The following is a 20226-nucleotide window of genomic DNA, read 5'->3' on the forward strand; positions in this document are numbered from 1 at the left end:
GATAGAGGATCAGACGCTGGCGTCCAGCGCGGCCAGAATCGCATCGCCCATTTCCGAGGTCGAAACCGGGGTCACACCTTCATCGGCCAAAAGGTCCGCGGTGCGAACACCGTCGGCCAGCACTTTCTCGATCGCGGCTTCAAGACGGTCGGCCTCGGCCCCCTGATCAAAGCTGTAGCGCAGCGCCATGGCGAAGCTGAGTATACAGGCGATTGGATTCGCTTTGCCTTCGCCCGCGATATCCGGGGCCGAACCGTGGACCGGCTCATACATCGCCTTGGGACGGCCATTCTCCATCGGGGCACCCAAGGACGCCGAAGGCAGCATGCCCAGCGAGCCGGTCAGCATTGCAGCGCAGTCCGACAGGATGTCGCCGAACAGATTGTCGGTCACGATCACGTCGAACTGTTTGGGCGCGCGCACCAGCTGCATCGCGCCGTTGTCGGCGTACATGTGGGTGACTTCGACCTCGGGGTAATCCTTGGCGACCTCGTTCACCACTTCGCGCCACAGAATGCCCGATTCCATAACATTGGCTTTTTCCATCGAGCACAGCTTCTTGTTCCGGCGCATCGCCAGTTCAAAGGCCGAGCGCGCAGCGCGTTCGATCTCAGATTCGGTATAGCGCTGGGTGTTGACGCCCACACGCTCATTGCCTTCTTCGAAGATGCCGCGCGGCTCGCCGAAATAGATGCCCGAGGTCAGCTCGCGCACAATCATGATATCCAGACCGGCGACAACATCGGTTTTCAGCGACGAGAAATCTGCCAGCGCGTCAAAGCACTGCGCCGGACGCAGATTGGAATAGAGATCCATTTCCTTGCGCAGGCGTAGTAGCCCGCGTTCGGGCTTCAGGCTGAAGTCCAGATCATCGTATTTCGGGCCGCCAACAGCACCCAGCAGAACCGCGTCTACCTCTTGGGCTTTGGCCATGGTCTCATCCGACAGGGGTTTGCCATGGGCGTCATAAGCCGCGCCGCCGACCAGATCCTCGCTCACGTCAAAGTGAAGGCCGCGATTGGTGTCGAACCATGAGATGATTCTGCGCACTTCGGCCATAACTTCCGGGCCAATTCCGTCTCCGGGCAGGATGAGGAGCGAGGGGTTGGACATCGACAGTCTCCTTGCGTTTTGTCGCAAAGGGCCTAGCGTCTGCGCCGCACCGGGTCAATGAGACGATCCGGATGAATCACGAGGAAAATACATGTTGATACCGGGAAATCCCGTCCCAGGGCTAAAAATTGAAACAGTCGGGCGTGGGGTGTTCGATCTTGAGGCCGACAAAGGCGAAAACGGAACGCTGGTGATCCAGTATCGCGGCCTGCATTGCCCGATCTGTATCAAGCAGATGACCGAGGTCGAAGCGGCGCTGGATGATTTTGCCGCGCTGGGCGTCGAGGTCATCATGATCACCACAGATACCGCCGACCGCGCGGCCGAGGCCGCTGAAAAGGCCGGTGTATCGCGCCTGCGTGTAGGGCACAGCCTACCTCTGGCCGCCGCGCGTGAGGATTGGGGCCTGAACATCTCAACCGCGCGTGAAGGCAGTGCCGAGCCCGCTTTCTTTGCCGAGCCGGGGCATTTTTACATCGCTACGGACCGGACGCTGTATTACGCGTGGCAGCAGACAACGCCATTTGGACGTCCGGCCATGGCGGACATTGTTGGTGGTCTGAAATTCACCCTCGGAAACAACTATCCTGCGCGTGGTACCTATACCGGCCCGCTCTAGGCCTTTTATGGCAACGCGACATCGACCCACACCACCCGGTGACGGCTGGCGCGCTGCGCGGTCTCGCGCATCGGGTCCTCAGGGTTGGGCCAGAATACGCCCGAGTTAACAACCTGCAGGTCTGCTGAGGGCAGGACATAGTCCACCCTCAGCTCTCCGACGGCCTTCCAGTTAACTGTTGCGGCGTCGCCCTCTGCGGTCTTGGGCTGGGGGTCTTGCAGGCGGGGGTCCGAGAGAAGCGCGGCGATGGTCTCGGTGCGCCCGTCGCTCTTGCTTGCGTCCAGATTTGCGTCGCCTGCGATGACAAAAGAGCCATCCGGAACGGGGCCAAGCCGACCGTCCAGCAGCAGGGACCAGAACCGGATCTCATCGCGATTGCGCAGGCCGTTGCGGTCCTCCGGTCCGTCGAAGACCGGCGGTGTGGCGTGAAAGGTCATCAGATTCAGATGACCAAAAGGCGTGGTGACGGGAACCACCCAATGCCCAGTGGAGGACAGCCTCTGCGCCGCCTGCGCCTGTGCTGAGGGGTGGGGCGCGCCATTCACGACCGGCAGTTCAGCCTCCGGAAGTTCTGACCACAACAGGGACGCGAAATCCTGTGCCTCGTCCTGTGCGATCTCGTAGCGGGACAGAACGGCCAGCCCACCATGACCCGTGAACAAGCCCCAGCCCTGTGAGTCGCCCGGTCCTTGGGTGCGTCCGTCTCCGTCCAGATCCAGACCGCTATCTATCCCTGTATTGGGCTGGACGGCAAAATGATGTGGAAAATCCAGCCCCGCTGCGCGCAGCGCATCAGCCAAAGCGGTCAACGCCCGACCATCCATATCCCAGTCGATCCCCTGCAACGCCAGAATGTCAGGCTGGACGGTCACCAAGACGTCGACGACGGCCTGAACCTGTTCGTCATCGCGCTGAATATCGCGCAGCAGCAGTCCGGGGCCTTTACGGCTGAGTTCGGTGTTATAGGTGGCAACGCGCACGGTCTCTGCCTGTGCTGCCAGAGGCAGCATCAGCAGGATCAGGGAACGGATCATGCGGTCTGAGTGGACTCGGTCGTGGAATATGCGCGGCGTTTCTCAACGATCAGCCCGGCAATCCGAAGGGTTGCCATGCCGCGCATGATCATGCTTGCGGGCAAAAATGCCCAGGCGCACATGGTCCAGATCAGGGTCTGAGGGTTGCTCAGCGAGATCGGGAGCAAGATATTTGTCAGCAGTTTCATCACTGCCGGGATCAGGAAGGGCAACAGGATGCCAATGCAGATGTTCAGGCGCCCATCGCGCTGCAGGCGTGTTACCACGTCACCGCCTTTGGTCGGGTCGAACAGAGGCAGGTTTGTCCACACATTGAACGCCCCGTTTCCAGTCGGCCAGCCGCGCAGTTTCACAGCATAGGCGAAGCTTGCGATGGTCACCAATGCGGCCATGTAGGCGATGCTGGCAGCGACACGCACAAGCTCAACCAGCGGCTGGGCAGCATCTGCGGGCAGCATCAAAACGATCAACCGAACCGGCGAATAGGGAAAATCGACTACATTCGCGACGGACAAGCCCATCGCGTAGGAAAAGCGGGTCATTTCAGTCGGCGCATAGGCGTTTTTGCAGATCAGCGTCAGGAACGTGACCATCGACATCAGGCCAACGAAGCGCAAACGGTTCACCGGCGGCGCATCACGGAATTCGATAAAGCTGGGGAAGGCCGAGTTATATTCGGCAAAGGTCAGGATGAACGCGAGGATCGCGAGGAAGACAATGACCTCGGTCCCGTTCGTAGATGAAACTGGCAGGTACAACGCGGGGGTTAACACCATAACGGCGACCAAAATCCCACGTATCGCCGCCCCTGTCGTGCGTGCAATCACTATCCGAACCCTTTTTCAAACCGGAACCAGCCAATTCTATGTCGGCTTCATTCCAACTTGCGCCCGTCGCCTGCGTTTTATGACGGATACCTCTTTCGGCCCAACATGGACGATAAGCGGTAATTCGCTCAAGCCAGGGTGCAGATAACACGTGATTTCGGGCAAAATGATGGCGCAACTGGTGCGGGATTGCATCAATTTCGACGCAAATCCGACGTGTATCTCAATTTGAGACCTACATGTTGTGGTTCTCGGATTTTCAACCCCAAGAATGCGAACGGAGCCGCCTTGGCGACTCCGTTAGGTTGAGTATCAACAGATTCGTCCCCAGAATCACACCCAGGGACGGGCCTGACCGGCGTGATCCTCGAACTTGTCGATGTGATGGTCTTTTTCCATCGTCAGGCCGATATCGTCCAGACCGTTCAGCAGGCAGTGCTTGCGGTGCGGGTCGATGTCGAAGGTGATCTCAACACCGTCCGAAGTGGTAATCTTCTGATCTTCCAAATGCACGGTCATGCGGGCGTTTTCACCCTTATGCGCGTCGTCCATCAGAACCGCGTGATGCTCTTCTTCGACCACGATGGGCAGGATGCCGTTCTTGAAACAGTTGTTGAAGAAGATGTCGGCGAAGCTGGTCGAGATCACGACCTTGATGCCGAAATCCTTGATCGCCCAAGGTGCGTGTTCCCGCGACGATCCGCAGCCAAAATTGTCTCCGGCCACCAGAATCTCGGCCTCGCGATAGGCGGGTTTGTTCAGAACGAATTCTTCATTCTCCTGCCCGTCGTCGTGATAGCGCATCTCGTCAAACAGAACGACGCCAAGGCCGGACCGTTTGATGGTCTTCAGGTGAACTTTGGGGATGATCATATCGGTGTCGATATTGATCAGCGGCATTGGGGCGGCCACCCCGTGGACTTTGTCAAACTTTTCCATGTCTACACTCCTGCGGGGTAGGGCCGCGCCCGTGCCTCGCGTTTAAGCTTCTTTCGCTTCAGTTGTTTCGTCTTTGGGTGCGTTCTTGACGAAGAACGCCATGAAGACCAATCCGAACCCGTTAAACAGCATCTCGATGCCCAGGAAGATCCCCAGAATGCTCAGCAGGGCCTGCGGTTGCTGCCCGACATAGCTCCAGATGATGCCTGCGAGGACGATCGACAAGATGCCCGAGATCATCGTGGGCCAGAAAAACTGCGTTCCCTTCATCTGGAACGACAGAATGATCCGCGCGATGCCGCCTGCCATGAACAGGATCAGCATCACAGTCGCCAGCGTCAGCGTGCCCTGCAACGGGTGATCCAGAAAGGACCAGCCCAGAAACAGCATGACCGCACCCATGATGAGTGACAGGATTTTGTTGCCAACGCCTTCAACCGTGAAGCCGCCAACAACCTGCAGCACACCCGAGATCAGCAGCAACACGCCGGTTACCACCGTCACGGCGACAGATGCCACGACAGGTGCGCCCAGCACAAAGATACCGAACGCTATGGATAGGAGCCCCAGCAGGAGCCATTTGATCCAGTCACTCATTTGTTCAATCCCTCAAATATCTAGATATGAGGGGACCTTACATCAATTCACGGACGTCTGTCAGCCGTCCTGTGATTGCCGCAGCGGCAGCCATTGCCGGGCTCAGCAGGTGAGTCCGCCCACCACGCCCCTGACGACCTTCGAAATTGCGGTTCGAAGTCGCGGCACAACGCTCGCCCGGTTGCAGCTGGTCGGGATTCATCGCCAGACACATCGAGCATCCCGCCAGACGCCATTCGAAACCGGCCTCTTTGAAAATCTCGGCAAGGCCTTCTTCTTCGGCCTGGGCGCGGACAAGACCCGAACCCGGGACGACCATGGCGCGCATACCGTCCTTGATTTTCTTGCCCTTCAGAATTTCCGCGGCGGCGCGCAGATCTTCGATACGACCGTTAGTGCAGGACCCGATAAAGACGGTGTCGACTTCGACATCGCTCAGCTTCTGACCGGCTTCCAGACCCATATATTCGATCGAACGGCGGGCCGCGTCGACTTTGCCGCCTTCAAAGTCCTCAGGGTGCGGGACGGATGCTGTGATCGGCAGAACGTCTTCGGGGCTAGTGCCCCATGTGACGACCGGCGCAATATCTTCACCACGTAGCGTGATGACCTTGTCAAAATGCGCGCCTTCGTCGGTGTAGAGCGTTTTCCACCAGTCCAGCGCCGCTTCCCACTGAGCGCCTTTCGGAGCATGCGGGCGACCTTTGACATATTCAAACGTGGTTTCGTCCGGCGCGATCAGACCGGCACGCGCGCCACCTTCGATCGCCATGTTGCAGACGGTCATGCGACCTTCCATAGACAGATCGCGGATTGCTTCACCGCAATATTCGATGACATAGCCGGTGCCGCCCGCCGTGCCGGTCTCACCGATAACGGCCAGGGTGATGTCCTTGGCGGTCACGCCCGGCTGTAATTTGCCGGTGATCTCGACCTTCATGTTCTTGGACTTCTTCTGGATCAGGGTCTGAGTGGCCAGAACGTGCTCAACCTCGGACGTACCAATGCCGTGGGCGAGGGCGCCAAACGCGCCGTGGGTGGCGGTGTGGCTGTCGCCGCAAACAACGGTCATGCCGGGCAGGGTCCAGCCTTGCTCAGGGCCGACGATGTGGACGATGCCCTGGCGGACGTCATGCACAGGATAGTAGTGAATGCCGAAATCCTTGGCGTTCTTGTCCAGCGCCTCGACCTGAATGCGCGATTCGGGGTTTTCGATCCCGTTAACGCGGTCCGGTGTGGTCGGAACGTTGTGGTCCGGCACGGCAATCGTCTTTTCCGGTGCGCGTACCTTACGGCCGGCCATGCGCAGGCCTTCGAACGCCTGCGGGCTGGTCACTTCGTGAACCAGGTGGCGGTCGATATAAAGAAGGCAGGTACCATCATCGGCTTCATGCGCGACATGGGCATCCCAGATCTTGTCATAGAGTGTTTTGGGGGACATCGGTCCTCTCCCGTATGTAATGAGAAATAGCTGGCGAGGTGGCTTAGGCCGCCGATAGGCGGGCCAGAACCGTGCGGGCAGCCCCATAGAACCGTTCGCGCAACCGCGCGCGGTCTTCCAGATTCTGAAGTTGGGCTACATTGAGTCTCATATTCCGGTCAGATATAGACACTGGCCGAGTCTATCAAGGTCTTGTAAGGCCCCCAGATGCCATCAGGGCACATTCATGCGAGGCATCAGGCGTGCTTCATTGAAATGTCATGGGTCGCTTGCTACCTTGAAGTTACCCTGCGCCGGGTTTTACGGCGCGCAGCAAAGGAGGACTATGTCCTGTCTCTACATACCCAGGCGGGTTTGCCCGCCGATGACGGGGCCAGTGTAATGGCCCACTCTCAGTCAATCAGCGACAAGCTGCTTGAGCGTATCCTTTCCTCACTTTCCGACGACAAGGCCGAAGACGTCGTGCAGATCAACCTGCAAGGTAAGTCTTCTGTTGCGGATCACATGGTGATTGCCTCGGGTCGGTCGACCCGTCAGGTCGCAGCCATGGCGGAAAAGCTGACGGATCGCATCAAGCAGGAATTCGGTTTCACCTCGAAGGTCGAAGGCAAGGATGCTGGTGACTGGGTGTTGATCGATACGGGCGACGTAATCGTCCATATCTTCCGCCCCGAAGTGCGTGAATTCTACCAGCTGGAAAAGATGTGGCAGCCTGCGGGCGGCAGCGCCTCAGCCAACTGAGGCGCCATCCCGGCCTTTATTGAAGGGCCGGAGGCGAGAGAGATATGCGTATCAGCATAGTTGCGGTCGGGCGATTGCGCGCCGGACCCGAGAAAACCCTGCTTGACGATTACCTGACCCGTTTCGACCGCACTGGCCGTGGCCTGGGCCTTGGTCCTGCGCGGGTGATCGAGGTTGAAGACAAGAAAAACGCAGGCATGGGCGCCGAGGCCGGTCTGCTGCGCAAGGCACTGCCCAAAGGCGCTGTGATTTGTACGCTGGATGAGCGCGGACGGCTGATGTCTTCACCGGATTTTGCCCAAAAGCTGGGGAATTGGCGCGACGCCGGGCGGCAGGATCTGGCGCTGATCATCGGTGGAGCAGATGGAATTGACCCTTCACTGCGCGCTGAGGCGGATTTTTCCATCTCATTCGGGTCCATGGTCTGGCCCCATATGCTGGTCCGTGTGATGTTGGCCGAGCAACTCTACCGGGCCGCAACCATCTTGTCGGGCGGCCCCTATCACCGGGTCTGAAACGGGTCTGACATGGCGCAGCTTCTGATTGTCTATCATTCGCGCACCGGCGGTGCTCGGCAAATGGCCGAAGCAGCGGCCGAGGCCGGTAGGGATGAGGCAGATATCGTCCTGAAAACCGCAGATCAGGCCGGGCCCGAAGACCTGCTGGCCTCCGACGGTTACATTTTCTGCGCCCCCGAAAACCTCGCCGCGATTTCGGGCCTGATGAAAGAGTTCTTTGATCGCTGCTACTATCCCGTTCTGGGCCGGGTCGAAGGTCGCCCCTACGCTCAGATGGTGTGTGCCGGGTCTGACGGAGAGAACGCCGCCCGTCAAACCGCCCGCATCGCCACCGGCTGGCGGTTGAAAGAAGTGCAGCCGCCTTTGATCATCTGCACTTATGCTCAATCGCCTGAGGCGATACTGGCCGAGAAGACAATCCCCGAAGACCAACTGGATCAGTGCCGCGAGATCGGCGCGGCTATGGCGGCGGGGCTGAGCCTCGGGGTGTTCTGATCCTTAGTTCAGGTCGATGATCGTGGTGTCTTCGCTCCAACCGCCGACGTTGTCGCGAGCCTGAATTTGCACCTGCGTGGTGTCTTCGGGAATCGAGACGCCGCTCAGTGAGCGGGTGAAGGGCTGTTCGTCCACATGCGGGTGATGCAATACGCGCATACCAAGCTCGGCCCCGTCCATGTCCAGCACGCGCCAACCATCGGCGTAGTCATCCCATCCGGTATCCGGATGCCGGATCGTCACATCAAAACGCCACGTATCTCCGCTGCGGCTGGCCGAGACGCTCTCGATGGTCGGAGGATCGGCAAGAACGGGTGTGGCAAAGAAAGCAGTCAGAATCAGATAGCGCATGGGCAGATCCTAAGGAATTGGTTGCGAAATAGGGATCACGTCTTGGTGTCAGGGGGCAAGGTCAGAAGCACCGTTCTCGAATGTGATGCGAACTCACGCCGGTAGAGAACACCGAATGTGATCACGGTGCCAATGATCAACGCGATGGGGCCTAGAAACCACGCAAGCGAGGCAAGCGCGAAGTAGGTGGCCCTGAGCGCGCGGTTGAAGCTGCGGGCGGCGGTCACACAGATCTCGGCGGCTTGCCTAGCGCGCGGGTAGGCTTCCGGGTCATCGGGTTCATTCGGCACGGCCGCCATCAGAACGGCGCAGTAGCCGAACAAGCGGTGCGCCCAGACGTATTTTAGAAACGCGTTTGCCAGAAACAGGATTACGACGAGGATCTTAATCTCCCACACCAATGCAGGGGCGCTGCCGATGGCCAGATCGCTGGCAACGCCTGCCAGTTGCTCGGTATTACCCAACAAGGCCAGCCCACCGCCAATTGCGATCATCGTGGTTGAGGCGAAAAAGGTGCTGCCCTGCCGCATGGCTGCAACAACCTGTGCGTCGAACATGCGGGGCTGGCGGGTGACCATCTCGTGCATCCAGCCGCGGCGGAAATCGTCCATCATCATCGCAACAGACAGTTTGCCCGGCGAAGGGTGTTCGATCTTCCAGCCGATCCCTTGCCAGGCCACCAGCAAAAGCAAAACGGCCGCATAGTCCAGCGTCGAAAACATAAGCGCGCGATCAATCCAGGTCATGGCGCGACAGTAGGGTCAGATCATAAAACTTGCCAGACGGAGAAATTGGTAATATTATTTTACCAAATTGGAGGATCAGCGATGGAAATGCCCCAGCCAAATCCTGATGTGCTTGCCCGAAAGCAGGCCGTTCTGGCGCGATTGCTGCAGGTTTTGCCTGAGGACGCAGTGATTCACGACCCGTCGGAAACGCGGGCCTATGAGTGTGACGCGCTGACCGCGTATCGTTGCCCACCCATGCTGGCGGTGCTGCCTTCGACCACGCAGGAGGTCTCGGACGTGCTGCGCATTTGCCATGACGAAGGCGTGCCGGTGGTCCCGCGCGGTTCGGGGACTTCGCTTGCAGGCGGGGCGCTGCCGACGGCGGATTGTGTAATCCTTGGCGTGGCGCGCATGAATGACGTGCTGGAGACCGACTATGACAACCGTTTCATCCGCGTTCAGACCGGCCGCACCAATCTCAGCGTGACCGGCGCAGTAGAAGAGGAGGATTTCTTCTACGCGCCCGACCCATCCTCCCAGTTGGCTTGCGCAATTGCGGGGAACATCGCGATGAATTCGGGCGGAGCGCATTGTCTGAAATACGGAGTGACAACCAACAACCTGTTGGGCGTGACCATGGTGATGATGGATGGCAGCGTGGTCGAGATCGGCGGCGCACATCTGGACTCCGGCGGGCTGGATCTATTGGGCGTGATCTGCGGCTCGGAAGGGCAGCTTGGCGTCGTGACCGAGGCGACGCTGCGCATCCTGCGCAAACCAGAAGGCGCACGGCCGGTTCTGATGGGGTTCGATGACAATGAGGTCGCCGGTCAATGCGTCTCGGACATCATCAAGTCGGGTATCTTGCCGGTTGCGATCGAGTTCATGGATACGCTCTGCATCAAGGCGTGTGAGAACTTCGCCCATGCCGGCTACCCCGATTGCCACGCACTACTGATTGTCGAGGTCGAAGGCTCGGATGCCGAGATCGACTATCAGCTGTCGAAAATCGTCGAGATCGCCAAGCGCCACAACCCGGTGGAACTGCGCGAAAGCCAGTCGGCGGAAGAAAGCGCAAAGATCTGGCTGGGTCGGAAATCGGCCTTTGGCGCGATGGGGCAGATGAATGATTACATGTGCTTGGATGGCACGATCCCGGTCTCGGCGCTGCCACAGGTTCTGCGTCGTATCGGAGAGTTGAGCGAGGACTATGGCCTGCCTGTCGGCAATGTTTTCCACGCAGGCGACGGCAATATGCACCCGCTGATCCTGTTTGATGCCAATAAGCCCGGTGATCTGGAAAAATGCGAGGCGTTTGGTGCCGATATCCTGAAGCTTTGCGTCGATGTGGGCGGTTGCCTGACCGGAGAGCATGGGGTGGGCATCGAAAAGCGGGATCTGATGTCGCATCAATATAGCGCGGCCGATCTTGAAGCGCAGATGGCGGTGAAGGATGTGTTTGACCCGCAGTGGCTGTTGAACCCGGCCAAGGTGTTTCCGTTGGACGTGTCGCAGGCGCGCCGGATGGCTGCGGAATAGGGGGCTCTCCCCCGTCGCGCAGGCGCGACTCCCCCGAGGTATTTTGGAACAGAAGAAGTGTCATGAGACCTGAGACAGAATTGGAACTGGCCGAGATCGTGGCCGGGTTGCAGGGGCCGGTGCGTATTGCAGGTGGCGGGACGCGCGGGGTGGATGGCCCGGGGGCGGTTTTGAATGTAGATGGATTGCGTGGGATATCGCTCTATGAACCCGGCGCGCTGACTTTGGTTGCGCAGGCAGGAACCCCGGTGGCTGAGATTGACGCCGCGCTGGAGGCCGAAGGTCAGCAACTGGCGTTCGAGCCTGTGGACTACCGCGTGCTGTTGGGCACCTCGGGTGAGCCGACGATTGGCGGGGTTGTTGCCGCCAATATCTCGGGGCCACGGCGGGTGCAGGCCGGGGCGTGTCGGGATTTTCTGCTGGGCGTGCGCTATGTCGACGGGCAAGGGCAGGTCGTCAAGAATGGCGGGCGGGTGATGAAGAATGTCACCGGCTATGATCTGGTCAAGCTGATGGCGGGCTCCTGGGGGACGCTCGGGGTGCTGACCGAAGTGTCGTTGAAAGTGTTGCCGAGCCCCGAAGCGGTCGTGACCTTGGGTGTGCCGGTTGCCCATGCCACGGGCGCGGTTGAGGTTCTGTCTGCCGCGTTGAGGTCGCCTTATGAGGTGAGCGGAGCTGCCTTTGCCCCCGAAACAGGTCAGGCATTGCTGCGGATTGAGGGGTTTGCGGACTCGGTTGCGTATCGCATCGGACGATTGCAGGACGTGCTGTCCGGGTTCGGCGAGGTCGCCGTTGTTGAGAACTCAGATGCCACTTGGCGCGCGATCCGGGACGTGACCCCGTTCGCGGGCAAAGAGGGCGATGTCTGGCGTATCTCGGTCAAGCCCAGCGAGGCGCCGGAAATCACTGCGCGGCTTGAGGCGAATAAACTCCTGCTCGATTGGGGCGGCGGTTTGATCTGGGCGTTGGTGGATGAGGGCACCGATGTCCGCGCGCGTCTTGGCGGTTTTCATGGCCACGCCTCTATTGTGCGGGCGAAGGTCGAGACCGTTGAGGCGCTGGGCCGGTTCCAACCGGAGCCCGCACCGGTTGCAGCCCTGAGCCAAGGTTTGCGGCAGCGGTTCGATCCGCATGCCCTGTTTAATCCGGGATTGATGGGGTAGGCCGATGCAGACGACTTTCACCGAAGAACAACTGCAGGACCCGGCGATCCAGCGCTCGAACGAGATCCTGCGCAGTTGCGTCCACTGCGGGTTTTGCACCGCCACGTGCCCCACCTATCAGGTGCTGGGCGATGAGTTGGACAGCCCTCGCGGCCGTATCTACCTGATCAAAGATATGCTTGAGAATGAGCGTGTACCGGACGAGAAGATGGTCAAACATATCGACCGTTGCCTGTCCTGTCTGGCCTGCATGACGACCTGCCCGTCCGGTGTGCATTACATGCATCTGGTCGATCACGCGCGCGAGTATATTGAGAACAACTATAAGCGCCCATTGTCTGATCGTATGCTGCGCTGGGTTCTGGCGCAGATATTGCCCTATCCGATGCGGTTTCGCTGGGCCTTGATCGGGGCCAAACTGGGGCGTCCGTTCCGGTTTCTGATGCCTGATGCGCGTTTGCGGGCGATGCTGGATATGGCGCCGAAACATATCCCTCCGGTCAGTCGCAATGACGACCCGCAGAGCTTTGCGCCCAAAACACCGCGCAAAAAGCGTGTGGCTTTGATGACGGGCTGTGCGCAAAAGGCTCTGAACACCGATATCAACGACGCCACGATCCGGCTGCTGACCCGGTTGGGATGCGAGGTGGTGGTGGCCGAAGGGGCCGCATGTTGTGGTGCACTGACCCATCACATGGGCAAAAGCAAGCAGAGCCACGCGGCGGCGGCAGGCAATATCCGTGCATGGGTTCGCGAGATGGATGGGGATGGGCTGGACGCCATCGTCATCAACACTTCGGGCTGTGGAACGACGGTCAAGGACTACGGGCACATGTTCCGAAATGACCCTCTGGCGCAGGACGCGGCACGGGTGTCGGCCCTTGCGATGGATATCAGTGAGGTCCTGATGCAATTGGACCTGCCCGGGCAGTCGGATCAGGGGCTGACCGTGGCCTATCATGCGGCTTGTTCCTTGCAACATGGTCAGCAGATCAAGACCTACCCGAAGGACCTGCTGAAACGCGCTGGTTTCAAAGTTGTTGAACCCGCTGACAGCCATCTGTGTTGCGGTAGTGCGGGCACGTATAACCTGATGCAGCCCGAAATCTCGGGCCAACTGAAGCAGCGCAAGGTGCGAACAATTGAGGCGAAAAAGCCCGACCTGATTGCGGCGGGAAACATCGGCTGCATGATGCAGATCGGATCGGGAACCAAGCTGCCGATCGTCCATACGGTCGAGCTACTGGATTGGGCCACCGGAGGTCCCGAGCCGCGCGGTTTGCGGGCGGGTGGGGCGACCTCCGAGGTGCCTATTCTGCGCTAGGCAGCGATGATGCGCCTTGGCATCAGTTGAACAGGAAATTTCCGCCAAGCCGACCTGCCCTATTTTCGCCCCACGCGACCCGTAGAACAGTTGATCGGAACGGATAGCCGGAGAACCGCGTGCGCAACTGGATCAAGGCCATCATGCTGAGTGTGCTGCCAATGGCCGCCTCGGCACAGGATACCGGGCTGAAAAGCCTTGAGACGTCTGATTCCGGGCGGCAATGGATGGCTGTTGGGCGGCTGGATATTGATGGTACCGGGTTTTGTACTGGCGCGCTGATCTCGCCCACGCTGGTGCTGACAGCCGCGCATTGCCTGTTCGAAAAACACACCAAGAAGCGAATCGACCCATCGCGGATCGAGTTTCTGGCGGGTTGGCGACGCGGGAGCGCCTCGGCCTATCGTCCGGCACGGCAGGCGGTGATTCATCCGAAATATGTCTATAATGGCAGGGCGACCAGCGACCGTGTCCGCTATGATCTGGCGTTGATCGAACTATGGCAGCCGGTTCGAAACACCACCGTTATTCCTTTTGAGACCGGCGCACGCCCTGATCAAGGCGAGCAGGTGGGTGTGGTGTCTTATGCGCATGACCGGGCCGAGGCCCCGTCGCTGCAGCAGGTTTGCTCGGTCATGGCCGGGCATCGGGGCGTTTTGGTAATGTCCTGCGATGTCGATTTCGGGGCCTCCGGCGCGCCGATTTTCTCGCTGAGCGGTGAGCGTCCGCGTATCGTATCTGTGGTGTCGGCCAAAGCCGAGCTTAATGGGGAAAACGTGTCGCTGGGTACCGCGCTGGATGGATCGCTACAGCTGCTGCAGGCGGAGTTGTCCAGTGGCAATGGGTTTGGACCGTCTTCGGGCAGCACCGGGTCTGGCAAGAATGTTGGGGCAAGGTTTATCCGGCCATGAGGAATGCCTTTGCCCTTTTCGTCCTGTGCGCCTCTTTGGTGGCCACGGCGGCGCAGGCCCAGAGCAATAAACGCACGCTGACGGATCGCGATGACCTTTACGGGTGGGAGGCGATCGGCCGGCTGGATGTTGGCGAACGGTCCTTCTGTACAGGAACGCTGATTGCGCAGGACATGGTGCTGACAGCCGCCCATTGTGCCTTGGACAAACGCACCGGACAGGCCTATGAGCCTGGCGAGGTGACATTCCGCGCTGGACTGAGCAATGGCGTCGCCCTAGCCGAGCGCAAGGTGGTGCAGATTGCCACGCTTCCAAGTTATGGGACCAATGACCCTCTGTCGTCTCAAGGCGTCCGCGAGGATGTGGCGCTTATGAGGCTGGATGAGCCGATCCCCTATTCGATTGCTGATCCGTTTGTCTTGTATCAGGGGCCCGTCATCGGCTCGGAACTCAGTGTCGCTTCTTACGGTCGAGGTCGGTCCGAGGCCATAACGCGCGAAAAATCCTGTCGAATCCTGGATCGGCGAGACGGGCTGATCACCTTTGATTGTGATGTCACCTTTGGCTCATCGGGGTCGGCCGTTCTCACCAAAAACGGGTCGCGCTGGCAGATTCTTTCGGTTGTCTCCGCAATTGGCGAGAGTAGGGGCCGCAAGATCGGCTTTGGGATGGAACTGTCTCCGGTCGTCGCCGAACTCAAGGCGATCATGCGGCGGGATGCACCCCGGCCCGAAGCTAAGATCCGCCGATTGCAGGTGGGTTCGGGCAAGTCCGGATCGGGCGCGAAATTCATCAGCTCGGGCGGGGGTTGAACTTACGTAAATCGTTACCCATTTGATTTGTATCGGATCGCCACAACGGGGTCCGGTATCACCCGAGGCCCGTCCAGATTGGAGGGCTGAACATCGTAAATCGCTCTAGGATGAGGATAACGACACATGCGTAGTTTTGATTTTGCACCGCTGCACCGCGCCACCATTGGTTTCGACCAGATCGCCGACATGATGGACCGCGTTCTGACCAACGACGTGGCACAGCCCAGCTATCCCCCATACAACATCGAAAAAACCGACGCCGACACTTATCGGATTTCCGTCGCTGTCGCCGGTTTTTCCGAAGAAGACCTGTCCGTCGAAGTGAAGGAAAACGCACTTATCGTGGCAGGCAAGAAAGCCGCCGAGGACAAGGACCGCAGCTATCTGCACCGCGGTATCGCCACCCGTGCGTTTGAGCGCCGCTTTGCCCTGGCCGACCATGTTCGCGTGACAGGTGCCAGCCATGAAAACGGCATGCTGAACATCGACCTCAAGCGCGAAGTGCCCGAAGCGCTGAAACCGCGCCGGATTCAGATTTCCTCGGGCAAGGCCATCGAAAAAGATGTGGTTGATGCCAAGGCCGTGAACTAACACGCCTTAAGTACCTGCGGCGGTCTCCTCCTCCCTGACCGCCGCAACACCCGCCCCGCGTTCCTCCAGACGCGGGGCGTTGTTTTTTGGCGCTACCCAAGCGCTCCCTTCCCTGATCAACCGCGTGGCTTTCCTGTTCCGATCTGCCTATAAGTGAATGAAAAGACCAAGAGCAGTCAGAGGTCATGCATGACCCTATTGGGCATCACATGTCAGAAGGATGACGGGCCGTTTCTGGTAGAATGGCTGGCCCATCACCTTGCGGCAGGCGTCGACCGGTTTCTGGTTCTAAGCCACGATTGCTCGGATGGGTCCGATGCGTTGCTGAGTGCGCTGGCGCAAAACGCGCGGATCGAACATCTGCCCTTTAACCCCAAGGGCAACAAGGCGGTGCAATGGCAGGCGTTGAAACACGCTTCGGATCACCCGGCCTACGCCTCGGCCGACTGGGCGCTGTTTTTTGACTGTGATGAATTCTTGTGTCTGCAAGATGCTTCTCTGCCCGATCTCCTGACTCGGTTCGAGGCAGCATCAGGGCTCTTCGATGCCCTTGCCCTGCCGTGGCGGTTCTTTGGCGCAGGCGGCCAAGTGAAGCGTGGCGGCGGTTTGACGCCCGAGAGGTTTACGCAAGCCGCACCCGCGGATCTGCATTTTCCCCTCGGCCACCTGTTCAAGACGCTCCACCGTCCGGCGGCGTTTCAGAAGCTGGGCGTGCATCGGCCCCGCAGCAAACCGTCAAAACCCGCGCGCTGGATCGGGCCGGATGGTGCGGACCTGCCTGCACGCTTCGCGGGGAATGATGGCGCGATTTCGCTCTATGGTCTGCCTATGGGCGCGCGTCAGGTCTGGTTGAACCACTATGCCCTGCGCTCGCGCGAAGAGTTCATGGTTAAACGCGCACGTGGTTTGCCGAACCACACGGACCGCGAGATCGGGATGACCTATTGGGCCGAGCGCAATTGGAACACGGTCGAAGAGACAAGCATTTCCACAATGATGAATGCGACCCGGGCTGTTTACGCCGACCTGATGGACCTGCCCGGCGTAGCCGCCGCGCATGAGGCCTGCCTGAACTGGCACCGTGCCGCCTATGCGGCTTTGCAGCAAGATATCGAGGCCGTGCGGCTGGAGTTCCGCCTGGGGCTGGTCAACAGCATCCCGCCCTCTGCGCAAGAGGGGGCTGCGTTTGTTGCCCGGCAGGTATCGCTTTTGTCAAAGGCGGCTGAGTGATGGGGCTGATCGAACGGCAACTTGCAGGTCAGGATCTGGGTGTTGCGATCCTGGTCGATGCGGTCGTGCATCAGGACGATGGTGCGCAGGTCGTCACGTTGTTCTTTGATCGTTTGATTGCGGCTGAGGATGTCGTCCCCCCTGAGGGCAGCGTAGCCGAGGAGGCAGGCGCCGTGGGCGATGCGCGCATCCTGCGATATCGCTTGCCGCAGGACGCCCACCCTCGATTTACGATCTGCGGGGAGGCCTTTGATCTGAGCTGCGCGCCCTCGGAATGCGTGCTGTTTGAGGGGAAGAACGCCTTCATCGCCCAACGCAACGGCGAAAGCGCAGAGATCGTGTTGCAGTGGCTGGCCTACCACATCGAAACACAGGGGGTTGAGGCTGTGGCGATCCTCGACCGCGCTCCTCTGGGTGCCGAGGATGGGTTTGCCGCCGCGCTTCGCGAAGGTCTGGAAAGCCATGCTATGGCCTGTCAGGTGGTTCTGGTCCAAAGCCCGGTGCCGCTGGGCAAACCCGACCTTCCGCCCGAGGCACACCCGTTTTGCGTCAGCGAATCTCCGGGCAAGGACCGGATGGAGGTCCCGCCTCCCAGCCCATGGGACAGCCCGCTTGGCGCGTTTTCGGTCTATGAGATCCTGCGCACACGGTTTCTGGCCCGCGCGCGCGCGGTGGCAAATATCGATGTGCATGATTTGATGGTCGAAACAGATACATCCGTCTTCGACGCAGCCGTTGCAGCCGAGGGCGGGCTGATCGCGCTGTTTGGACGGCATTGCTATCCGTGGCGCGTGCGTGCGGGCCAAAAGGCGCATTTCGGCGATCATATCTGCGTGCAGTTCGATGCGACGGGCGGTCGGCAGCGCTGGTGCATCGCGCCAGCCAAATCCGCCCCAGATGCGGTCTGGCGGCTGGTCCGGGTCGGAAATGCGCGCCCGGATTCGACCCTAACTATGGGGTTTTACCGCCATATGCTGTTGCGGCACCCGACACGCTCGATCTCGAAGATCGTGCCCAAGACCTCTCTGATCGAGCATGAGCCGCTGTTGCATTTGTCCGCCACGACCTGGGGGCACAAGCCGGTGCGGATGCCCGAGCTGCAGGTTGCCTCGAAAAAAACAGGGCGCGGGCGATGTGCCATCGTGACCACGATGAAGAACGAAGGTCCGTTCATTCTGGAATGGCTCGCTTACCATCGTGCCATCGGGTTCGATGATTTCCTGATCTACACCAATGACTGCACCGACGGCACTGATACGATGCTGGAGATGCTGCAAAGCAAAGGCCTGGTTCAGCACCGAGACAACCCGTTCCGGCAGATGGACATGCGTCCGCAGCACGCGGCCCTGCATTCCGCGGATGATGAGAAAGTCGTAAAGGACGCTACATGGGTCGCCTGCATTGATGTGGACGAATATGTGAACATCAAATGCGGCGACGGCACTCTGGACGCGCTGTTTGCCGCTGTGCCTGACGCCAACATGATCGCGATGACTTGGCGTCTGTTCGGCAACAGCGATTTGCATGGGTTCGAAGACAGGCCCATCATCGAACAGTTCCAGCGCTGCGCCCCGGAATATGCCCGCAAGCCGCATCAGGCCTGGGGCTTCAAAACGCTGTTCCGCAATATCGGCCTGTTCCGAAAGCTGGGTGTACATCGCCCCAAGGGCCTCAATCCGCAATTGTGGGAGGAGATCAACTGGGTCAACGGGTCCGGCGCGCCGATGCCGCGTTCGATGTTTCGCAATGGCTGGCGGTCCACGATCAACACCTATGGCTACGATCTTGTGCAGTTGAACCACTATGCCGTCCGCTCGGCCGAGAGCTTTTTGGTCAAGCGTGACAGGGGCCGGGTGAACCATGTTGAGCGGGATCAGGGCCTCGCCTATTGGTTCCGCATGAACAACAACTACGCCGAGGATCATTCCATCGCGCGTATGGTGCCTGCGATGCAGGCCGAACTGGACCGTCTGCTCAGCGATCCCGAGATCGCCGCCGCGCATGCCCATTCCGTAGATCGCCACCGGGTCAAGATCGCGGAACTGAAGGCCACACCGAACTACGCCGCTTTCTACGCCGAACTGACAGGCGCGCGCCTTGAAAAGCTTGCGCGTCTGCACCGGCATTTCGGGGCCAATGTGTTCCTCAAAGGCCCTTCATCCATTCCGGATGACGTGCTGGAGCGTGACCCCGACAAAGATTGGTTCTTTACCGTCGATCATGATGGGGAAACCCAACATTAGAGCCTAAAGCGCGGCTTTTAGCCCGTTTACAAGTTCATCCATTTCCGGATCCAGCTTCATTGAGGCTGCCTTGCGCCGGTGCCATTCTACCGCCCGCGCATGCAGATCGCCCAAAACCGGGTCCGATTTCAGTTCCTCCGCCAGCTTGTTGCTTTGGGGGGCGTAGCGCTCGATCGAGATGTCTTTTTCGTCGTTGAGGTTGAACCTGTCCCAGTATTCCATACCCAGCACGTGGTGGCTGTGGTTCGCCCGCCCGCGCGCGCGTTTGATCAGAAAACTCTCCATCGAGCGCAGCGCATAGTGGTTGACCTGCGCGTGGGTAAACAGGGGCGGGTTCTCGGTGCGAGCGCCATCAACGACGTAGTCCGCGCCGCCGGGCAGAACACGCTTCGTGTCCGAGACATGCTCATCAAGCGACACCGGCGCATGCAGGCCCATCCGCTTGAATTTATGCTGGTTGGTGTAGAGAGACTTGACGAATTTACCGGTTTTGGGCCGTTCCTCTGCGTCCCATTCAAGCTCGCCCATGGTGAATTGCTGGGTGACGGGCGCGTCGTCGAACCGCTCGATATGGTCCGGGCCGAAGACCCGCCAAGGGACCGAGATTACATCCGCATCCGCACCAGACCCTTCGACCAGCGCGCGGGCCGAGCCGTCGCCCATATGGATATTCAGGTACTCATCCACATCGCAGACAAAGACCCATTTGGCATCCATCACGATGTCGTAGCGACGCGAGGCCTGCCGCAGGGCCGAACGGTGAATGCCGCCGCCGCGAATGATTGTGTTGTGCTGGGTGACCAGCCCCATCTCTTGCAGGCGCAGAAGGATTTCGACGGTGGGATCAGTGCAGTCATTCGTGCAGACCAGAATGTGGTCAAAGCCCAGCGTTTTGTAATGCGCCACCCAATCGATGATGTAGGGGCCTTCGTTTTTCATCGTTGAGACGACTGTATAAGTCTCGTTGCTCATGACTGTCTGCTCGCTTGCCTGCCGTGACGCCTAGG

The 20226-nt window shown here is 59.6% G+C and carries 22 protein-coding genes; 12 read left to right on the plus strand and 10 right to left on the minus strand.

The genetic code is table 11. The features are described from left to right. Positions 1-9: 9 nt before the first annotated feature. Positions 10-1113, minus strand: coding sequence for a 3-isopropylmalate dehydrogenase (gene leuB, locus ACR0J4_RS21225; RefSeq protein ID WP_170379785.1), 1104 nt, complete (start codon positions 1111-1113; stop codon positions 10-12). A gap of 91 nt (positions 1114-1204) precedes the next feature. Between leuB and ACR0J4_RS21230 the strand changes: the two genes are divergently transcribed. Beyond that, positions 1205-1732: a redoxin domain-containing protein gene (locus ACR0J4_RS21230; RefSeq protein ID WP_170555191.1), complete on the plus strand. Its 528-nt coding sequence runs from the start codon at positions 1205-1207 to the stop codon at positions 1730-1732. Between the two features lie 5 nt (positions 1733-1737). On the opposite strand, the gene ACR0J4_RS21235 is transcribed toward ACR0J4_RS21230, so the two are convergent. From ACR0J4_RS21235 to ACR0J4_RS21260, 6 genes are all read right to left on the minus strand, one after another. Next, positions 1738-2766 carry an endonuclease/exonuclease/phosphatase family protein gene (locus tag ACR0J4_RS21235; protein WP_170644027.1) on the minus strand — a complete coding sequence of 343 codons (1029 nt, stop codon included), beginning with the start codon at positions 2764-2766 and terminating at the stop codon, positions 1738-1740. Continuing rightward, the gene (locus tag ACR0J4_RS21240; protein WP_170555195.1) at positions 2763-3593 is read right to left on the minus strand and encodes a hypothetical protein; all 831 of its coding nucleotides are present in this window, start codon (positions 3591-3593) and stop codon (positions 2763-2765) included. The genes ACR0J4_RS21235 and ACR0J4_RS21240 overlap by 4 nt, the downstream gene beginning before the upstream one ends. 333 nt (positions 3594-3926) lie before the next feature. After that, on the minus strand, positions 3927-4532 hold the full coding sequence (leuD, locus tag ACR0J4_RS21245; protein ID WP_170472726.1) for a 3-isopropylmalate dehydratase small subunit: 606 nt from the start codon (positions 4530-4532) through the stop codon (positions 3927-3929). A 42-nt stretch (positions 4533-4574) separates the two neighbouring features. Then, on the minus strand, positions 4575-5129 hold the full coding sequence (locus tag ACR0J4_RS21250) for an HdeD family acid-resistance protein (protein ID WP_170379776.1): 555 nt from the start codon (positions 5127-5129) through the stop codon (positions 4575-4577). Positions 5130-5166: 37 nt separating this feature from the next. After that, positions 5167-6570 carry a 3-isopropylmalate dehydratase large subunit gene (gene leuC / locus ACR0J4_RS21255; protein WP_170644029.1) on the minus strand — a complete coding sequence of 468 codons (1404 nt, stop codon included), beginning with the start codon at positions 6568-6570 and terminating at the stop codon, positions 5167-5169. Between the two features lie 43 nt (positions 6571-6613). Then, a complete protein-coding gene (locus ACR0J4_RS21260; protein WP_152611973.1) occupies positions 6614-6721 on the minus strand; it encodes an isopropylmalate isomerase in 108 nt (35 codons plus the stop codon). Between the two features lie 230 nt (positions 6722-6951). Between ACR0J4_RS21260 and rsfS the strand changes: the two genes are divergently transcribed. Genes rsfS through ACR0J4_RS21275 form a run of 3 tightly spaced genes read left to right on the plus strand, consistent with a single transcriptional unit; the run spans position 6952 to position 8324 of the window. Continuing rightward, complete coding sequence (rsfS, locus tag ACR0J4_RS21265) at positions 6952-7311, plus strand: ribosome silencing factor (RefSeq protein WP_170379770.1); 360 nt, start codon at positions 6952-6954, stop codon at positions 7309-7311. Positions 7312-7355: 44 nt separating this feature from the next. After that, complete coding sequence (gene rlmH, locus ACR0J4_RS21270) at positions 7356-7826, plus strand: 23S rRNA (pseudouridine(1915)-N(3))-methyltransferase RlmH (protein ID WP_170379769.1); 471 nt, start codon at positions 7356-7358, stop codon at positions 7824-7826. A gap of 12 nt (positions 7827-7838) precedes the next feature. Then, positions 7839-8324 (plus strand): NAD(P)H-dependent oxidoreductase, encoded by a 486-nt coding sequence (locus ACR0J4_RS21275; RefSeq protein ID WP_170644031.1) that lies wholly within the window; start codon positions 7839-7841, stop codon positions 8322-8324. Positions 8325-8327: 3 nt separating this feature from the next. On the opposite strand, the gene ACR0J4_RS21280 is transcribed toward ACR0J4_RS21275, so the two are convergent. Beyond that, complete coding sequence (locus ACR0J4_RS21280) at positions 8328-8675, minus strand: hypothetical protein (RefSeq protein ID WP_170644033.1); 348 nt, start codon at positions 8673-8675, stop codon at positions 8328-8330. A gap of 35 nt (positions 8676-8710) precedes the next feature. Beyond that, positions 8711-9421, minus strand: coding sequence for a DUF599 domain-containing protein (locus ACR0J4_RS21285; RefSeq protein WP_170644035.1), 711 nt, complete (start codon positions 9419-9421; stop codon positions 8711-8713). An 81-nt stretch (positions 9422-9502) separates the two neighbouring features. Here ACR0J4_RS21285 and ACR0J4_RS21290 point away from each other — a divergent pair, with 81 nt between their 5' ends. From ACR0J4_RS21290 to ACR0J4_RS21325, 8 genes are all read left to right on the plus strand, one after another. Further along, on the plus strand, positions 9503-10942 hold the full coding sequence (locus ACR0J4_RS21290) for an FAD-linked oxidase C-terminal domain-containing protein (RefSeq protein ID WP_170459369.1): 1440 nt from the start codon (positions 9503-9505) through the stop codon (positions 10940-10942). A gap of 62 nt (positions 10943-11004) precedes the next feature. Further along, entirely contained in the window at positions 11005-12105 is a 1101-nt protein-coding gene (locus ACR0J4_RS21295; RefSeq protein ID WP_170644037.1) for an FAD-binding protein, read from the plus strand. A gap of 4 nt (positions 12106-12109) precedes the next feature. Beyond that, entirely contained in the window at positions 12110-13429 is a 1320-nt protein-coding gene (gene glcF, locus ACR0J4_RS21300; RefSeq protein WP_170747430.1) for a glycolate oxidase subunit GlcF, read from the plus strand. Positions 13430-13548: 119 nt separating this feature from the next. After that, on the plus strand, positions 13549-14340 hold the full coding sequence (locus ACR0J4_RS21305; RefSeq protein WP_480668811.1) for a trypsin-like serine peptidase: 792 nt from the start codon (positions 13549-13551) through the stop codon (positions 14338-14340). Then, complete coding sequence (locus ACR0J4_RS21310; RefSeq protein WP_170644040.1) at positions 14337-15152, plus strand: trypsin-like serine protease; 816 nt, start codon at positions 14337-14339, stop codon at positions 15150-15152. Before ACR0J4_RS21305 ends, ACR0J4_RS21310 begins: the two co-directional genes overlap by 4 nt. A 126-nt stretch (positions 15153-15278) precedes the next feature. Further along, positions 15279-15746 carry an Hsp20 family protein gene (locus ACR0J4_RS21315; protein WP_170484927.1) on the plus strand — a complete coding sequence of 156 codons (468 nt, stop codon included), beginning with the start codon at positions 15279-15281 and terminating at the stop codon, positions 15744-15746. A gap of 189 nt (positions 15747-15935) precedes the next feature. Beyond that, positions 15936-16976 carry a glycosyltransferase family 2 protein gene (locus ACR0J4_RS21320; protein ID WP_170644042.1) on the plus strand — a complete coding sequence of 347 codons (1041 nt, stop codon included), beginning with the start codon at positions 15936-15938 and terminating at the stop codon, positions 16974-16976. Further along, positions 16976-19219: a glycosyltransferase family 2 protein gene (locus ACR0J4_RS21325; RefSeq protein WP_170644044.1), complete on the plus strand. Its 2244-nt coding sequence runs from the start codon at positions 16976-16978 to the stop codon at positions 19217-19219. The genes ACR0J4_RS21320 and ACR0J4_RS21325 overlap by 1 nt, the downstream gene beginning before the upstream one ends. A gap of 3 nt (positions 19220-19222) precedes the next feature. Here ACR0J4_RS21325 and ACR0J4_RS21330 read toward each other — a convergent pair whose 3' ends face one another. After that, entirely contained in the window at positions 19223-20191 is a 969-nt protein-coding gene (locus ACR0J4_RS21330) for a glycosyltransferase family 2 protein (protein ID WP_170555228.1), read from the minus strand. Positions 20192-20226 lie beyond the last annotated feature (35 nt).

The organism is Ruegeria sp. B10, assembly GCF_056539825.1.

Coding starts and splice junctions, on each gene's coding strand:
- ACR0J4_RS21295 (WP_170644037.1), top strand. CDS start 11,005: ATGAGACCTGAGACAGAATTGGAACTGGCCGAGATCGTGGCCGGGTTG.
- ACR0J4_RS21330 (WP_170555228.1), bottom strand. CDS start 20,191: ATGAGCAACGAGACTTATACAGTCGTCTCAACGATGAAAAACGAAGGC.
- ACR0J4_RS21230 (WP_170555191.1), top strand. CDS start 1,205: ATGTTGATACCGGGAAATCCCGTCCCAGGGCTAAAAATTGAAACAGTC.
- rsfS (WP_170379770.1), top strand. CDS start 6,952: ATGGCCCACTCTCAGTCAATCAGCGACAAGCTGCTTGAGCGTATCCTT.
- leuC (WP_170644029.1), bottom strand. CDS start 6,570: ATGTCCCCCAAAACACTCTATGACAAGATCTGGGATGCCCATGTCGCG.
- ACR0J4_RS21310 (WP_170644040.1), top strand. CDS start 14,337: ATGAGGAATGCCTTTGCCCTTTTCGTCCTGTGCGCCTCTTTGGTGGCC.
- ACR0J4_RS21325 (WP_170644044.1), top strand. CDS start 16,976: ATGGGGCTGATCGAACGGCAACTTGCAGGTCAGGATCTGGGTGTTGCG.
- glcF (WP_170747430.1), top strand. CDS start 12,110: ATGCAGACGACTTTCACCGAAGAACAACTGCAGGACCCGGCGATCCAG.
- ACR0J4_RS21275 (WP_170644031.1), top strand. CDS start 7,839: ATGGCGCAGCTTCTGATTGTCTATCATTCGCGCACCGGCGGTGCTCGG.
- ACR0J4_RS21250 (WP_170379776.1), bottom strand. CDS start 5,129: ATGAGTGACTGGATCAAATGGCTCCTGCTGGGGCTCCTATCCATAGCG.
- ACR0J4_RS21260 (WP_152611973.1), bottom strand. CDS start 6,721: ATGAGACTCAATGTAGCCCAACTTCAGAATCTGGAAGACCGCGCGCGG.
- ACR0J4_RS21315 (WP_170484927.1), top strand. CDS start 15,279: ATGCGTAGTTTTGATTTTGCACCGCTGCACCGCGCCACCATTGGTTTC.
- leuD (WP_170472726.1), bottom strand. CDS start 4,532: ATGGAAAAGTTTGACAAAGTCCACGGGGTGGCCGCCCCAATGCCGCTG.
- ACR0J4_RS21320 (WP_170644042.1), top strand. CDS start 15,936: ATGACCCTATTGGGCATCACATGTCAGAAGGATGACGGGCCGTTTCTG.
- leuB (WP_170379785.1), bottom strand. CDS start 1,113: ATGTCCAACCCCTCGCTCCTCATCCTGCCCGGAGACGGAATTGGCCCG.
- rlmH (WP_170379769.1), top strand. CDS start 7,356: ATGCGTATCAGCATAGTTGCGGTCGGGCGATTGCGCGCCGGACCCGAG.
- ACR0J4_RS21235 (WP_170644027.1), bottom strand. CDS start 2,766: ATGATCCGTTCCCTGATCCTGCTGATGCTGCCTCTGGCAGCACAGGCA.
- ACR0J4_RS21285 (WP_170644035.1), bottom strand. CDS start 9,421: ATGACCTGGATTGATCGCGCGCTTATGTTTTCGACGCTGGACTATGCG.
- ACR0J4_RS21290 (WP_170459369.1), top strand. CDS start 9,503: ATGGAAATGCCCCAGCCAAATCCTGATGTGCTTGCCCGAAAGCAGGCC.
- ACR0J4_RS21280 (WP_170644033.1), bottom strand. CDS start 8,675: ATGCGCTATCTGATTCTGACTGCTTTCTTTGCCACACCCGTTCTTGCC.